Origin of the sequence: Xanthomonas sp. NCPPB 1754 (genome assembly GCF_041475725.2) — a bacterium.
In the GTDB taxonomy this organism is placed as follows: domain Bacteria; phylum Pseudomonadota; class Gammaproteobacteria; order Xanthomonadales; family Xanthomonadaceae; genus Xanthomonas; species Xanthomonas euvesicatoria.
On record NZ_CM192982.1, the window covers coordinates 3,133,930 to 3,148,666 of the forward strand.

13 protein-coding genes are annotated in these 14,737 nt (G+C 64.4%); 8 read left to right on the forward strand and 5 right to left on the reverse strand.

The window, feature by feature from the left end:
- The first annotated feature begins 177 nt into the window (after positions 1-177).
- On the forward strand, positions 178-1,683 hold the full coding sequence (locus ACCQ15_RS13760) for a helicase HerA-like domain-containing protein (RefSeq protein WP_372380677.1): 1,506 nt from the start codon (positions 178-180) through the stop codon (positions 1,681-1,683).
- A 50-nt stretch (positions 1,684-1,733) separates the two neighbouring features.
- Here the strand turns inward: ACCQ15_RS13760 and ACCQ15_RS13765 are convergent, their stop codons facing one another.
- Complete coding sequence (locus ACCQ15_RS13765) at positions 1,734-2,354, reverse strand: NUDIX domain-containing protein (protein WP_372380678.1); 621 nt, start codon at positions 2,352-2,354, stop codon at positions 1,734-1,736.
- Between the two features lie 354 nt (positions 2,355-2,708).
- Between ACCQ15_RS13765 and ACCQ15_RS13770 the strand changes: the two genes are divergently transcribed.
- Positions 2,709-3,983: a DUF4013 domain-containing protein gene (locus tag ACCQ15_RS13770; protein ID WP_011347960.1), complete on the forward strand. Its 1,275-nt coding sequence runs from the start codon at positions 2,709-2,711 to the stop codon at positions 3,981-3,983.
- 137 nt (positions 3,984-4,120) lie between these two features.
- On the opposite strand, the gene ACCQ15_RS13775 is transcribed toward ACCQ15_RS13770, so the two are convergent.
- A complete protein-coding gene (locus tag ACCQ15_RS13775; protein WP_372380679.1) occupies positions 4,121-5,587 on the reverse strand; it encodes a rhomboid family intramembrane serine protease in 1,467 nt (488 codons plus the stop codon).
- Between the two features lie 111 nt (positions 5,588-5,698).
- Here ACCQ15_RS13775 and greB point away from each other — a divergent pair, with 111 nt between their 5' ends.
- The gene (greB, locus tag ACCQ15_RS13780) at positions 5,699-6,205 is read left to right on the forward strand and encodes a transcription elongation factor GreB (RefSeq protein WP_011347962.1); all 507 of its coding nucleotides are present in this window, start codon (positions 5,699-5,701) and stop codon (positions 6,203-6,205) included.
- A 323-nt stretch (positions 6,206-6,528) separates the two neighbouring features.
- Here the strand turns inward: greB and rimO are convergent, their stop codons facing one another.
- The gene (gene rimO, locus ACCQ15_RS13785; RefSeq protein ID WP_011347963.1) at positions 6,529-7,905 is read right to left on the reverse strand and encodes a 30S ribosomal protein S12 methylthiotransferase RimO; all 1,377 of its coding nucleotides are present in this window, start codon (positions 7,903-7,905) and stop codon (positions 6,529-6,531) included.
- 180 nt (positions 7,906-8,085) lie between these two features.
- Between rimO and ACCQ15_RS13790 the strand changes: the two genes are divergently transcribed.
- The 4 genes from ACCQ15_RS13790 to ACCQ15_RS13805 all read left to right on the forward strand — a co-directional run bounded on the left by ACCQ15_RS13790 (position 8,086) and on the right by ACCQ15_RS13805 (position 9,714).
- Positions 8,086-8,748: a dienelactone hydrolase family protein gene (locus tag ACCQ15_RS13790; RefSeq protein ID WP_011347964.1), complete on the forward strand. Its 663-nt coding sequence runs from the start codon at positions 8,086-8,088 to the stop codon at positions 8,746-8,748.
- A complete protein-coding gene (locus ACCQ15_RS13795) occupies positions 8,745-9,179 on the forward strand; it encodes an HIT domain-containing protein (protein WP_372380680.1) in 435 nt (144 codons plus the stop codon). Before ACCQ15_RS13790 ends, ACCQ15_RS13795 begins: the two co-directional genes overlap by 4 nt.
- Positions 9,180-9,206: 27 nt before the next feature.
- Positions 9,207-9,374, forward strand: a complete 168-nt coding sequence (locus tag ACCQ15_RS13800; RefSeq protein ID WP_008577498.1) for a LiaI-LiaF-like domain-containing protein — start codon at positions 9,207-9,209, stop codon at positions 9,372-9,374.
- A gap of 154 nt (positions 9,375-9,528) precedes the next feature.
- Positions 9,529-9,714, forward strand: coding sequence for a LiaI-LiaF-like domain-containing protein (locus ACCQ15_RS13805; RefSeq protein WP_029819764.1), 186 nt, complete (start codon positions 9,529-9,531; stop codon positions 9,712-9,714).
- A 22-nt stretch (positions 9,715-9,736) separates the two neighbouring features.
- Here ACCQ15_RS13805 and dcd read toward each other — a convergent pair whose 3' ends face one another.
- Together dcd and apbC are read right to left on the reverse strand one after the other, a co-directional pair.
- A complete protein-coding gene (dcd, locus tag ACCQ15_RS13810) occupies positions 9,737-10,306 on the reverse strand; it encodes a dCTP deaminase (RefSeq protein ID WP_008577495.1) in 570 nt (189 codons plus the stop codon).
- Positions 10,307-10,397: 91 nt separating this feature from the next.
- Complete coding sequence (gene apbC, locus ACCQ15_RS13815) at positions 10,398-11,249, reverse strand: iron-sulfur cluster carrier protein ApbC (RefSeq protein ID WP_065628061.1); 852 nt, start codon at positions 11,247-11,249, stop codon at positions 10,398-10,400.
- 335 nt (positions 11,250-11,584) lie between these two features.
- On the opposite strand from apbC, the gene ACCQ15_RS13820 reads away from it, so the two are divergent.
- The gene (locus ACCQ15_RS13820) at positions 11,585-14,575 is read left to right on the forward strand and encodes a TonB-dependent receptor plug domain-containing protein (RefSeq protein WP_372380681.1); all 2,991 of its coding nucleotides are present in this window, start codon (positions 11,585-11,587) and stop codon (positions 14,573-14,575) included.
- Positions 14,576-14,737: the final 162 nt, after the last annotated feature.

Sequence of the window (14,737 nt, forward strand, 5' to 3'; positions counted from 1 at the left end):
CAGTACCTGCAAACCGGCGCACCGACGCGAACGATCGAGTGCGTCTGCGGCTGCCGCGCGGCGTGCGTGCGTCGCCCGTTCGACCCAGCCTGCCTGCCAGGATCTGCCGCGTTGCCGGTTGGCATTGCCCGCTGGGATTGCCCGCTAGAATCGGCCCTTTCCTACCGGATCAGCGCAATGGCCTCGTTCCTGCTCGGCAAAGGCGTCACCGACGACATCCCTGTAGTGCTGGAAGGACGCTTCGGCAACCGCCACGGGCTGGTGGCCGGCGCCACCGGGACCGGCAAGACCGTGAGCTTGATGACGCTGGCCGAAGGCTTCTCGCGGCTGGGCGTTCCGGTGTTCCTGGCGGACGTGAAAGGCGATGTCGCCGGCCTGGCCGTGGCTGGCGATGGCGCGCCCGGCGTGCTGCAGCGCGCCAACGATTTGGGCATGACCGACTACGCCCCGGCCGCCAACCCGGTGGTGTTCTGGGACCTGTATGGCCAGATGGGGCACCCGGTACGTACGACGGTCAGCGAGATGGGCCCCACCCTGCTCGCCCGGATTCTGGAACTCAACGACACCCAGTCCGGCGTACTCGACATCGTGTTCAAGCTGGCCGACGACCGCGGCTTGCTGCTGCTGGACCTGGACGACCTGCGCGCGCTGCTCGCGCTGGTGGTCGAAGAGCGCAAGGAGCTCTCCACCAGTTACGGACTGGTGTCCAGCCAATCGGTTGCCGCCATCCAGCGCGCCTTGCTGCGTTTGTCCCAGGACGGCGGCGAACAGTTCTTCGGTGAGCCTGCGCTGGAGCTGGCCGAACTGATGCGCGTCGCGCCGGATGGCCGTGGCGTGATCGGCATCCTGGCTGCCAACCAATTGGTGCTCAAGCCGAAGCTGTATTCCACCTTTCTGCTGTGGCTGCTGTCGGAACTGTTCGAACGCTTGCCCGAAGTGGGCGACCTGGAACAACCCAAACTGGTGTTCGTCTTCGACGAGGCGCACCTGCTGTTCGACGATGCGCCGGCGGCGCTGGTGCAGCGCATCGAACAGGTGGTGCGCCTGATTCGTTCCAAGGGCGTGGGCGTGTATTTCTGCTCGCAGTTTCCCGACGACATTCCCGACAATATCCTTGGCCAGCTCGGCAACCGCGTGCAGCACGCGTTGCGCGCCTACACGCCGCGCGACCAGAAGGCGGTCAGGACCGCCGCGCAGACCTTCGTCGGCAATCCCAAGCTCGATGTCGCCACCGCCATCTCCAGCCTGGGCACCGGCGAGGCGCTGGTGTCGCCGCTGCAGGGCAAGGGCGTGCCGGCGCCGGTACAGCAGACGTTGATCGCACCGCCGCGCTGCCGCATGGGCGCCATCAGCGAAACCGAACGCGCGCAGGTGCGCGCGGCAAGCCCGGTCGGCACCCGCTACGACACCACGATCAACCGCGAATCGGCTGCCGAACTGCTGGCGCGCCGCGTCGAACAGGCCGCCGAACACAACGCAGCCCCACCTGCCCGCACTCGCGAAGATGACGACGCGCACGACAGCGGCTTCGGTCAGGCGGTCAAGGACGCGGTCTTCGGCACCCGCCGCCGCCAGGGCATGCTGGAAGCGATGGCCAAGCAGACCTCGCGCACGGTGGGCAACAAGATCGGGCAGCAGATCGTGCGCGGCATCTTCGGTAGCATTTTTGGCGGGAAGCGATGATCTGCTTGATCGCCGCTGCCACGTCTCGATGGCACCGTCGCCGTGAAGGGCTACCGCGTGTTGGCGTGAACGGACTCCAACACGCCATGCAACTTGGCGTACTGCAACAGCATGATGGTCTTGGCATCGGCGATCTCCCCTGAGCCGATCATCGCCAGCGCTGCATCCAGTGACAGCTCCAGCACTTCGATCTCTTCGCCGTCTTCTTCGAGTCCACCGCCGCCGCTGACCTTGTCGCCGTCGACGTATTCGCCGACGGAAAAGTACAGGCGTTCGGTGACCGAGCCAGGGCTCATGAAGGCCTCGAATACCTTGCGCACGTTGTCGATCCGGTAGCCGGTTTCCTCTTCGCTTTCCTTGCGGATGCAGGTCAGCGCATCGTCCTGGTCGAGCAGGCCGGCACAGGCTTCGATCAACATGCCATCCGGGTTGCCATTGAGCAGCGTCGGCAGGCGGAACTGGCGGGTGAGCATCACCGTCTGCTTGGCGCGGCTGTACAGCAGAATGGTGGCGCCATTGCCACGATCGTAGGCCTCGCGCGACAAGGTCTGCCAGCGGCCGTCCTTGCGCTGGAAATCGAACGTGACCTTGCGCAGCACATACCAATTGTCCGAGAGCACATCGATGCTGCGGATGCGGACCTGCGGGTTGCCGGTGGCAGAGGGAATCAAGCGACACTCCTTGTGATGCAAGCGACGGCAGTGCCACGGTTGCGGCGCGCACGGTCGCTCGTAGGGCCGCGAGAGTGCGGCGGGCCACCATTTTACCTGTCGCTCAGGTTGAACCTCAGGCAATCACGCACGCACCGCGTCGAAGGTCTGCCGATGCGCTTAGGGTGCTGTCTGACACTGCATGCTTCGATGTAAGGCCGGCACTGACGCACGGCCTGGCCAGCAGTATCCAGACCATGCCCGCAACATATCGCCGGTCGCTGGCGATCCGGGTTCGTCGGCTTGCCCTCCCCCAATTGCGCAGCGACACGCGGCCCCGCACAATCCCTTCACATCACACGCTTGGGGAGCGTCATGGAAGACCGTTTTCGCGCACGCAAGGTGGCCACGCAGGCTGCGCCTGCACCGTTCTGGACCCGCATTCCCGCCATCGCCACCTACCCGCTGCGTGGCTCGGCGCTGTATGCGCTGATCGCATTGACGCTGTGCAGCGCCTTGCTGGTGCTGCCGGGCATCCTGAAACTGGTGATTGCCGGTGTGCTGGGCATGGCGACCTATACCTATGCCTTCGACATTCTGCGCCACACCGCCGATGGCCAGACCGATGCGCCACGCCTGGGCTATAACAGCTTCGACAGCGCGGTACTGCGTCTGATCCTGCTGGCCGTCGCGCTGGGCATCGTGATCGGCGTAGGAGCCGTGATCGCCGGCCCGTTCGGCCTGACCATCGCCTATCTGGGCACCATGCTGCTGCTGCCTGGCATGCTGATCTCGCTGGCCATCGACGGCAGCCTGCGCCGCGCGCTCAACCCCGCCGTCTCCATCGACATGGCGCTACGGATCGGCTGGCCGTATCTGGCCGCCTACGGCCTGCTCTACGTGATCCAGGGCAGCGGCGCGGCAGCGGTCTTCTTCGCTACCAAATACCTACCGCCGCTCGTGCGCGAAGCGACGGTCATGGTGACCTCGATCTGGACGCTGTTCGCCAGCTTTCACCTGCTGGGGTATCTGGTGTACCAGTACCACGAGGAGCTGGGCTATGTGCCCAGTGGCGCGGATGCGCACGAACGCAGCGACCCGGACCAGCGCCTGCTCGACGAAGCGGAACAGTACGTGCGCGACGGGCATTCCGACGAAGCCTTTCAGGCCCTGCGCGGTGCGGTGCGCTCGCGCGCGGTGAGCCTGGCGGTGCACGAGCTGTATCAGCGCCTGTTGCGCCAACACCATCGCAACGACGAGCTGCGCGAACACACTCGCCAATACATCAATCGCCTGTTGCAGGAAAAGCAGGAACGGCGTGCACTCGCGCTGCAGCGCGAAGCGCTGGACATCGACCCCACGTTTACGCCGCTGACGCCCGAGCAGGCCAACCTGCTGGCCGAGCGCGCAAGGATGGCCGGGCAGTTCCAACTGGTCACCGATGGCCTGCTGGCCGCCATTGCTGCGTGGCCGCGCGACCCGATGCTGCCTGCCTGGTCGCTGGACGCCGGCGTGCTGCTGGCCGAGCGCTTCGGGCGCGATGATCAGGCGCGCGTCGTATTGCAGAACGCAAAGGATCGCTGCGACGACGAAGCACTACGCGCGAAGCTGGACGCGGCACTGAAAGCGGTGACGATTCAGCCGGCGTGATCGGCTGAGGATCCGTTCTGCAGGTTCCAGGCAGACAGATCCCATCAAGCTCCGAACCATGCATGTCAGCCAACGCGACCGGCCCTTGCCCGCCCGGCGCCGCGCGAGTCAAAGAGCACGCGTTGGGCAGAAACCGCTCAACCGTTTTCGAGCAAAAAGCGTGCTTTTTTGGCCTGTCCCTGCTCGGGAAACTGATCCAGCAGCTGGCGCAGCAAGCGCGTGCGCTGCGCACCGTCCTGCAGCTCACCGTGACGCAAGGCAAGCACGAACCATTGTTGGGCCAATTCATCGCACGGCGTACTCAATTCGCTTTCCTTCAATAGACGCTCGGCATCGGCCAACAGGCCGTTACGCATGCACGCAGCGATCAGCGCCCTGCGCGCCGTCGGGCTGCAGGCAATCCTGGCCTTACTGAGTTCGGCGGCAACTGCCAGCTGGATGCGTGTCTGTTCGGCGCTATGGGTCTGCAGGGCCAGCAGCGTCTCGGCATGGCGCAGGCTGTCCTGGCTGCGCCCTGCATGACGCGCAGCGCGATAGCGCGCAAGCGCAACCTCCAGATTGTGCGGCTGCTCGCTCGCCAACTCCGCCAGCAAATGTTCGGCCTCGGCGTTTTCCATCCGGCCCAGATGGCGCTGCGCACGCTCCCAGCGATCGTCCACCGCAACCGCGTCGCCCTCCTGCATAAATTCTGGCCGAGTTTGCCGCAGCACCACTAGCAAGGCGCCCAGCAACGCACCGCTCACCAGTCCGCCGGCATGCGCCTCGAAGGCGACTGCGCCGTCGTCGCTGGATGCCAGGCTATACAACTCCCAGCCCAGCCACAGCGGCAACAGCAGGATCGCCGGGCCGCGCACGTAATTGAAGACGACGAAAAACCAATAGAAAAAACGCACCCTGCGCCTGCCCCAGACCACGCAGAACGCACCCATCAGCGCGGCGATGGCACCGGAGGCACCCAGACCGCCACCGGGCTCGCCCCAGCGCCACCACAAGCTGGCCAGGCTGGCGCCGAATCCGCCGAGCAGATACAGCACCAGGAACCAGCCACTGCCGATGGCGCCTTCCAGCAAGGTACCCAAGGCAAGCAGGAACAGCATGTTGCCCAGCAAATGATCGAAGCTGCCGTGCAGGAACGTGGCAGTCAGCATGCGCGCTGGCGACCATTCGGAACTGCGCTGCACATGGCGCAGCGTAAATATCCTGGACAGCCGCGTGTCGTAAGGCGCACGCAATGCGCGCCACTCGCGCAGACGCGCGTCGTCGTTGAACAACGTGCCGCTGCGCAGGGCGTGTTCGAAGGCGACATCGTGCATCGTCAGGTGCGCCAGATACGCGATGCGTTGCGGTTTAGGCACGCTGTCCAGCTTTGCCTGGCGTGCCGCGCGCAGCTTGGCGTTGGCGGTCTGCTGCAGGTAGCGCGCATGCGCATCGGCCTCCAGCGCGCCCAAGCCGGAGTGCACGTAGTAGTGCACGGCGCTCTCGACCAGGCTGTCGTCCTTGCGCTGGTAGCCCAGGTAGACCGCCACATTGATCAGCACCAGCAGCAGCGTCACCCAGGGGATGTTCTGTCGCGACCAGGGTTTGTGCAGCGGCATGATCAGCATGACAACATCCGTGTCTTAAGAATGGCGGAAAGCTTCGCTGTGCGGCGGCAGATGCGCAAGCACGTCATGCGCGCTAGCATCGCGGCCCCGCCGTTGGAAATTGCCTGCCCCATGAGCCGCTGGCGCCCGCCTGCCGAGAAAAGCACTGCGCTGATCACGCCCGAAGGCCATGCCCGCCTCAAGGCCGAGCTGGACGACTTGTGGCGCGTGCGGCGGCCCGAAGTAGTCCGTGCCCTTGCGGCGGCCGCCGCAGAAGGCGACCGCTCTGAAAATGCGGAATACACCTATCGCAAGAAGCAGCTCGGTGAAATCGATCGGCGTGTACGCTATCTGAGCAAGCGGCTGGAAGCGCTGCGCGTGGTGGACACCGCACCCACCGACGCGAACGCGGTGTTCTTCGGCGCACAGGTGGAACTGGAAGATGCCGACAGCGGCGAGTTGCTGCGCTACCGCATCGTCGGCCCGGACGAAACCGATGCCGGACGCGGCTGGATCAGCATCGATTCGCCGCTGGCGCGCGCACTGCTGAAAAAGCGCGTGGACGACGAATTCGACGCGCACTTGCCGGCCGGCAAGCACACGTTTGTGGTGGTGTCGGTGCAGTACGTGCCGCTGTAAGGGATATACAGCGCGCGAAGCGATTCTGGCGCGTGCATCGGCAACGGCGGTAATCGAGGCCACAGAGAACCGAACACCCAGTGCCCCAGGACTGCCGCGTGACCTGCTGATACGCTCGCGCCCCGACCACCCTCATGCGGCGATGTCATGCCCACAGGCGATGTTGGTGCGCAGCGCGTCGTGCCGGGGGCGGCTGCGCGTCGCCAGCCTCGTCGCGCTCAGGCACGCTCCTACGGCTTGGCGTGCCCACCGCGGCATGTGCGCCGACGGTTCGGCACAGTCGGGAGCGCCGACGCCATCGGCCAGCCGGCATCCTGCTGCGGCTAAACGATCTGCAGGTTCAATGTCCGCCCTGGCTGCTGCACCGCGGGGCCAGACGGCAATGCATCGCCAAACAGATCGTGCTCGTCGCTGTCGGTGATTTCCACATCGACCAGATCGCCCACCTTCAAGCCGAGCTCGCCGCCGTTCTGGATATGCACCAGCCCATCGATTTCCGGCGCATCGGCACGCGAGCGGGCCACCGCGATGTCGTCTTCGATCACATCCACCAGGCACTGCTGCACGCTGCCGATCTTGGATTCCAGGCGCAACGCAGAGATCTGCGCCTGCTTGGCCATGAAGCGCGCCAGGCGCTCGTGTTTCACTTCTTCGGGCACCTGATCCGGCAATGCGTTGGCGCTGGCGCCATCGACCGGCGAATACGCAAACGCACCGACGCGGTCCAGCTGCGCCTGATCCAGGAAGTCCAGCAAGGATTCGAATTCGGCATCGGTTTCGCCGGGGAAACCGACGATGAAGGTCGAGCGCACGGTGATCTCCGGGCACATCGCCTTCCAGCGCTGCACGCGCTCCAGGGTTTTTTCCACCGCGCCCGGGCGCTTCATCAACTTGAGGATGCGCGGGCTGGCGTGCTGGAACGGGATGTCCAGATACGGCAGCAGCCTGCCTTCGGCCATCAGCCCAATCACATCGTCCACGTGCGGATACGGGTACACGTAATGCAGGCGCGTCCACACGCCCAGCTCCGACAACCCCTCGCACAGCGCCTTCATGCGGGTCTGGTACATGCGGTCGCGCCACGGACGCTCGGCGTACTTCAGGTCCACGCCATAGGCCGAGGTGTCCTGCGACACCACCAGCAATTCCTTGACGCCACCGCGCACCAACCGCTCGGCTTCGCGCAGCACCTCATCGACCGGACGCGAGACCAGATCGCCGCGCATCGAGGGAATGATGCAGAAGCTGCACCGGTGATTGCAGCCTTCGGAAATCTTCAAGTAAGCGTAATGGCGCGGGGTCAGCTTGATGCCGTAGTCCGGCACCAGATCCACGAACGGGTCGTGACGCGGCGGCAACGCGGCGTGCACTGCCTCCATGACGCTCTGGTAGTCCTGCGGGCCGGATACTGCCAGCACCTGCGGATACGCCTCACGAATCTGCTCCGGGCGCTTGCCCAGGCAGCCGGTGACGATGACCTTGCCGTTGGCGTTCATCGCTTCGCCGATCGCGTCCAGCGATTCGGTCACTGCCGAATCGATGAAGCCGCAGGTATTGACCACCACCACATCGGCAGCGTCGTAGCTGGGCACGATGTCGTACCCCTCCACGCGCAGCTGGGTGAGGATGCGTTCGGAATCGACGAGCGCCTTCGGGCAGCCAAGGCTGACGAAGCCGACTTTAGGGTTCAGCTGGGACATGGAAGCAGGAGCCTGGGAAGCGGAGCGGCCTGGGGCCTGAGCGGGTCAATTATAGCGGCGCGGGGGCGACGCTCTGAACCGCATGCCGCGCAAGCGGGGTCATCTTAGCGGAACCCTCACCTTCGCCCCCGCCGATCCGTTCGATAATGCGCGCCTCCCCGGACTGCAGCAGGAGTTTCCATGGGTCACTGGACCACGCTCGACACCCCCGACGGCCAGGTTGCCGCCTGGCACGCCACACCCGCTTCCAGCCCGCGCGGCGGCCTGGTGGTGATTCAAGAAATCTTCGGCGTCAACGAACATATCCGCGCAGTGGCCGACGACTACGCCGCACGCGGCTATGAGGTGCTGGCACCGGCCTTTTTCGACCTGGAAGAAAAGGACGTGCAGTTGCCGTACGACCAGCAGAGCCTGCAGCGGGGCCTGGCGCTGGCCAACGCGGTCGGCCTGGAGCGCGCCGTGGAGGTGGTGAAATCTGCCGCCACCCTGCTCACCCGCGCCGGCAAGGTCGGTACGGTGGGCTACTGCTGGGGCGGCTCCGTCGCGCTGCTGTCGGCCATTCGCCTGGGGCTGCCGTCGGTCAGCTACTACGGCGGCCGCAACACCCAGCTGCTGGACGAAACCCCCAAGGCGCCGGTGATGTTCCACTTCGGCGAGCGCGATGCCAGCATTCCGCCCGAGGCGATCCAGGCCCATCGCGAGAAGCTGCCGCAGATGGAAACCTTCGTTTACCCGGCCGGGCACGCCTTCAACCGCAGCATCGACCCCACCCACTACGACGCCGACAGTGCCGAGCGCGCACTGGAGCGCACCCTGGGCTTCTTCGCGGCGCACCTGGGATGAGCGACACCGCACCGGACAGGCCTGCGGGCGACTTCCAGCTCGACCCGCGCCTGGCGGCCGATAGTGTGTTCGTGGCCGACGGGCCGCTGTCGCAGGTGCGGCTGATGGACGACACCCGCTTCCCGTGGCTGGTGCTGGTGCCACGGGTGGCCGATGTCAGTGAATGGATCGATCTGGATGGCGGCCAGCAGCGTTTGTTGCTGGCCGAAATCAACCAGCTCTCGCAGTTGCTGCGCGCCGAACCCGGGGTGGGCAAGCTCAATATCGGCGCGCTGAGCAACATCGTGCGGCAGCTGCATGTGCATCTGGTCGGCCGCCACCCCGGCGATGCCGCCTGGCCCGGGCCCGTCTGGGGCAGCGGCAGTGCGCAGCGCTTTGCGGCCGAGGCGTTGCAGCAGCATGTCGCGGCGTGGGCGCAACGGCTACGATAGGCACCTGTCTTTCAACCAGTCTCCCGCATGAAATCCAATGTCGTCGCCGCGCTGATCCTGATCCTCGTCGGCCTGCTGTTCCTGGCCAATAACCTGGGCTGGACCAATCTCAGTATCGGTCGCTTGATCGCCACCTGGTGGCCGGCCGCACTGGTTGCGTGCGGAATTGGCATGCTGTTCGGGCGCGGGAAGTAGGTCGGGCGGGGATTCGGGAGTCGGGCATCACCGCACTTGAGGCACTCACTGGCGATGCAACATGACGACTGTCATCCGCAACTGTTGACTTCCGGCACCTGATTGACGGGCGCATCGAGCGCAGCATGGCCTCACACCAACCGAGGATGTCGCCATGAACTACCGTCTGATTCCTGCCCTGTTCCTGATCGTCCTGGGCGCGTTGTTTCTGCTGGACAATCTGGGATTGGCGCATATGGATGTGGGCAACCTGATCGCGACCTGGTGGCCGGTGTTCCTGATCGCCGCCGGTGTGCGCCAATTGCTGCGCTACCGCGAGAAGGCGGCCGCGACCTGCTGAAGGCCACGGCCGCGCCACCTCATCAGGTCCGCGGCAGGGTCACGCCGGTCTGGCCCTGGTACTTGCCGCCGCGGTCCTTGTACGAGGTTTCGCACACTTCGTCGGACTGGAAAAACAGCATCTGCGCCACGCCTTCGTTGGCATAGATGCGCGCCGGCAGCGGCGTGGTATTGCTGAATTCCAGGGTCACGTGGCCTTCCCACTCCGGCTCCAGCGGGGTCACGTTGACGATGATGCCGCAACGTGCGTAGGTGCTCTTGCCCAGGCATACCACCAGCGTGTCGCGCGGGATGCGGAAATATTCCACAGTACGCGCCAGTGCGAAGCTGTTCGGCGGAATGATGCAGACATCCGATTCGATATCGACAAAGCTGCCGGGATCGAAGTGCTTCGGATCGACGATCGTCGAGTTGATGTTGGTAAAGACCTTGAACTCGCGCGAGCAGCGTACGTCGTACCCGTAGCTGGAAGTGCCGAAGCTGACGATGCGCTGCCCGGCAGCATCGTGCTTGACCTGGCCGGGTTCGAACGGCTCGATCATCGCGTGCTGTTCGGCCATGCGCTTGATCCAGCGGTCGCTCTTGATGCTCATGCGTGTTCCTTGAAGACGGAAGGCGGCGGGCCGAGCGGCCCGCGCGAAGACGGCGAATTCTATCAGCGGCCGGCACCGCCGGCCCGATGCGCTACAGCAGGGATGCAGAGATCGGGATGCTGGCGCGTGGGCGCTTGCCCAGCTCCTCGGCAAGCCGCGTCGCCGCCGCTAGGTATGCCTTGGCTGCCACCGACTCTGGCGCGGCTACCACAACCGGCTGGCCGGCATCGCCTTGCTCACGGATTGCGATCTCCAGCGGCAACGACCCCAGCAACGGCACGCCGTACTGCGCCGCCATGCGCTCACCGCCGCCTTCGCCGAACAGATGCTCGCGGTAGCCGCAGCTGCTGCAGGTATGCACCGCCATGTTCTCGACGATGCCGAGCACCGGCACCTCGACCTTTTCGAACATCTTCAAGGCCTTGCGCGCGTCCAGCGTGGCGATGTCCTGCGGCGTGGTGACGATGACCGCACCGGCTACCGGAATCTTCTGCGACAGTGTCAACTGGATGTCGCCGGTGCCCGGCGGCAGGTCGATCAGCAGATAGTCCAGGTCGTCCCACAGGGTGTCGTTGAACAACTGGGTCAGCGCGGACGTCGCCATCGGCCCGCGCCAGATCATGGGGGTGTCCTGATCGACCAACAGGCCGATCGACATCGCCTCGATCCCGAATGCACGCAGCGGCTCGATCGACTTATTGTCCGGGCTGTCCGGCCGCCCGCTCAGGCCCAGCATTGCCGGCACGCTGGGGCCGTAGATATCGGCATCCAGCACGCCGACGCGCGCGCCCAACTGATGCAGCGCCAGTGCCAGATTCACCGCAGTGGTGGACTTGCCCACGCCGCCCTTGCCCGACCCCACCGCAATCACATTGCGGATGCGCGAATGCGGCGCCAACGTGCCCTGCACCGCGTGCGCGGCGATTCTGCGTTCGCCCGTCATGCGCCAACCGCCTGCGCAACCGCGCGCGTCGCCAAGAAACCACTTTTCGCCATCGTGTTCATCGCCTACCCGGTTTGTCGTGTGCTACCGCGAGCGACTCAAGCATCGCCTTGCGCCGCATCGAAGAGGGCGTGAGTGTACCGGCTCGATCAGACGCAGCCGCCTGGTTTGCCAACGCGACACAGACGCACGTGCAGCTCGCACGTGACACTTACTGACAAATTTCGCAGAGATGGACACAAGATTAAAGAATTGTTACGGTCAAAATGCGGTTCAGCTGGTGCTCAGCGAACCCAACTGTGCAAATCGAATCCCAGCAAGGAATCCGCGAAATCATGTCGAGCCGTACCTCGCAACGCACCCGTCGCCATCGCCTCAGCACTGCACTTTTCGGCGTACTAGCCGCCTCTGCGGGCAATGCTGCCGCCCAATCCGAAAATGGCGTCGCGCCTGATACGACCGATCTGGACAAGGTCACCGTCACCGGATCGCGCATTGCGCGTACCGGCTTTGTCACGCCCTCGCCCGTGACGGCCATCAGCGCCGAAGAAATCCGCGCCACCGGTGCGACCACCATCAGCGACCTGATGGCGCGTATGCCGGCACTGGCACCGAGCTACACGCTGGGCAATTCCACCCGCTTCATCGGCACCGCCGGCCTGGGCCTGCTCGACCTGCGCGGCATGGGCGTGGACCGCACGCTGGTGCTGGTCAACGGGCGTCGCCACGTAGGCTCAAGCCCAGGCTCGACTGCGGTGGACGTCAACACCATTCCGGTGGAATGGGTCGAGCGCGTGGAAGTCATCACCGGCGGCGCATCGGCGGTGTATGGCGCCGACGCGGTGGCCGGCGTGGTCAACTTCATCCTCAAGAAATCCTTCACCGGTTTCGAAACGCGCGCGCAAACCGGCCTGGCCGACGAAGGCAATTACAACCGCTCATTTGCCAGCTTTTCTGCAGGCACCGATTTCGCCGGCGGCCGCGGCAACATCGCGGTGTCCGGCGAATATAGCAAGCAAGACCGCTTCGGTCGCGGCAACCGCGCCATCGGCCGCGAGTATCTGGTGAGTGTGCCCAACCCCGGTTTCGACCCCACCCGTCCGCCGAGCGAAAGCAATCCGCAAAACGTGCTCAGCGGCCCCGGTGGCAATCATTCGACCTCCTACGGCGGCACCTTCAATCTGGGCACGTTCGATTTCCGTAACCCGGCCAGCTACGGCAACCGCTATGTGTTCAACGACGACGGCAGCTTCCGGCGCAACCGTTACGACGGCACCGTGGTGAGCAACACTTCGTGCGTGGATTGCGATTTTGTCGACCTCAATGCGGTGGCCGATCTGCAACCCGGCTTCGATCGTAAAAGCGTCAACACCATGGTCAACTTCGAGATCAGCGAAAACCATCGCGTGTTCTTCGAAGGCAAGTACAGCGAAACCGATTCGGAATTTTTCGGCCAACCGGCATTCGACAGCTCGCTGCGCGTGCGCCGCCAGAACCCGTACGTCAGCCCCGAGCTCGGCGCCCTGATGGATTCGCGCGGCGCCACGCAGATCCTGATGAACCGCTTCAACGTCGATGCCGGCCGCCGCGGCGAAAACATCGAACGCAAGACCTACCGCGCGGTTCTCGGCGCCGAAGGCAACCTGACCGACAACTGGACCTACGATGTGTCTGCCAATTACGGCAAGACCACGGTGGACCGCCTCAACCTCAACAACCGCATCAATGAACGCTGGCAGGCCGGCATCGACGCCGCACGCGATGCCAGCGGCAACATCGTCTGCCGCACCACGCTGGATCCGACTGCGGTCAACCCCAACACCGGCCGCGTGTACTCGGCGCTGGCACGCGAGGGCTGCGTGCCTTTCAGCGTGTTCGGCAATGGTGCGGTCACTCCGGAAGCGGCTGCATGGTTCAACACCACCGCGCGCTCGCAAGCCAAGATCCAGCAGACCGTATTCAGCGCCTCGGTGGCCAACAGCAGCCTGCTGTCGCTGCCGGCGGGCGACATCGGTTTCGCTGGCGGCGTGGAATACCGCAAGGAACAGAGCGAGGAAGTCACCGACCCGTTGGCAGCATCGGGGGCGACCTTCCTCAACGCCATCCCCAACAGTGGCGGCGACTACAGCGTCAAGGAAGTGTTCGTCGAAAGCACCATCCCGTTGCTGGCCGGCCTGCCGGGCGTGGATCGCTTGGCGCTGGACGTTGCAGGGCGCTATTCGGACTACAGCAGTATCGGCTCGACCAAGACCTGGAATATCGGCCTTGACTGGACCATTATCCCGTCACTGCGATTGCGTGGCACGCTGGCACAGGCCGTGCGCGCACCCAGCATTGGCGAGCTGTACGACTCGCAGAGCGAAAACTTCGCCACCATCAACGACCCCTGCAATTACCTGCCCACCAATATCAACCGTCCCGGCACCGCCGGCGATGTGGCGTTGCGTCAGGCCAACTGCAGCGCGCTGGGGATTCCGGTGGGCTGGATCGACACCTTTACCTCCACGCGTCCCGGCGTGAGCGGCGGCAATCCGGAGCTCAAGCCGGAGCGCGCGCGTAGCCTCTCGTACGGTTTGGTGTGGCAGCCGGAATTCTTCGAAGGATTCGGCATGTCGATCGACTATTGGCGCATCGACCTGCGCGATGCCATCGGCACGGTGACCGCCGAAACCAACGCCACCCGTTGCGTGGACAACCCCGGCGGTATCGGCAACAGTTTTTGCGGCTTCGTGCAACGCGCACCATTGGGTGGCTTCACCGATCCGCAGGGGCGCATCTATCCCGAACACAGCATCATCGGGTGGCAGGCGCTCAACGAAAATCTTGCCCGTTCGCGTCGCGTAGGCGTGGATCTGGAAATGGACTACCGCTTCCAGATCGGCGGAGGCAATACCGTGCTGCGGTTCGTCGGCACCCGCCTGATCCAGTCGCGCGAATGGGTATTCCAGGACTTCCCGGCCGAATACGACGAGTACGTGACCTACGTGACCGACCCGCGCTGGCGTGCGCAGTTCCAGACCAAGTACAACTGGAACGAGTGGCGCGCATCGTGGGACATGAACTATGTGGACGGCAATCTGCGGGTGACCCCGGAGAGCTATAACAGCAACCCTGGCTCGGCCAGCCCGATCAAGAATGGCTCGTACGTCTATCACAACTTCCAGTTCGGCTATCAAATCCCCGGCTCGAAGATCGACGTATACCTGGGCATCGACAACGCCTTCGACAAGGATCCGCCGCGCAACTACTTCGGCTCGGATTTCACCTCTGCGCTGTATGACAACGTGGGCCGGTTCTTCTACCTGGGCACGACAGTGCGATTCTGATGGCCTCACGCGTGTAGAAGAAGCCCCGCTTGTCGGGGCTTTTTTTTGCGGTTTGGCAACGCGATGGATCATCACTCGCTGCGCAGACCACCCAACAACCTTCGAACACGCCGATTACATCAGGCAATCTGTATCGAACGTAACCATTAACTCACAAGCGCC

What these genes read in the sequence shown, in the direction of transcription:
- ACCQ15_RS13760 (WP_372380677.1), top strand. Translation starts at nt 178, where the DNA reads ATGGCCTCGTTCCTGCTCGGCAAAGGCGTCACCGACGACATCCCTGTA.
- ACCQ15_RS13770 (WP_011347960.1), top strand. Translation starts at nt 2,709, where the DNA reads ATGGAAGACCGTTTTCGCGCACGCAAGGTGGCCACGCAGGCTGCGCCT.
- ACCQ15_RS13775 (WP_372380679.1), bottom strand. Translation starts at nt 5,587, where the DNA reads ATGCTGATCATGCCGCTGCACAAACCCTGGTCGCGACAGAACATCCCC.
- greB (WP_011347962.1), top strand. Translation starts at nt 5,699, where the DNA reads ATGAGCCGCTGGCGCCCGCCTGCCGAGAAAAGCACTGCGCTGATCACG.
- rimO (WP_011347963.1), bottom strand. Translation starts at nt 7,905, where the DNA reads ATGTCCCAGCTGAACCCTAAAGTCGGCTTCGTCAGCCTTGGCTGCCCG.
- ACCQ15_RS13790 (WP_011347964.1), top strand. Translation starts at nt 8,086, where the DNA reads ATGGGTCACTGGACCACGCTCGACACCCCCGACGGCCAGGTTGCCGCC.
- ACCQ15_RS13795 (WP_372380680.1), top strand. Translation starts at nt 8,745, where the DNA reads ATGAGCGACACCGCACCGGACAGGCCTGCGGGCGACTTCCAGCTCGAC.
- ACCQ15_RS13800 (WP_008577498.1), top strand. Translation starts at nt 9,207, where the DNA reads ATGAAATCCAATGTCGTCGCCGCGCTGATCCTGATCCTCGTCGGCCTG.
- ACCQ15_RS13805 (WP_029819764.1), top strand. Translation starts at nt 9,529, where the DNA reads ATGAACTACCGTCTGATTCCTGCCCTGTTCCTGATCGTCCTGGGCGCG.
- dcd (WP_008577495.1), bottom strand. Translation starts at nt 10,306, where the DNA reads ATGAGCATCAAGAGCGACCGCTGGATCAAGCGCATGGCCGAACAGCAC.
- apbC (WP_065628061.1), bottom strand. Translation starts at nt 11,249, where the DNA reads ATGACGGGCGAACGCAGAATCGCCGCGCACGCGGTGCAGGGCACGTTG.
- ACCQ15_RS13820 (WP_372380681.1), top strand. Translation starts at nt 11,585, where the DNA reads ATGTCGAGCCGTACCTCGCAACGCACCCGTCGCCATCGCCTCAGCACT.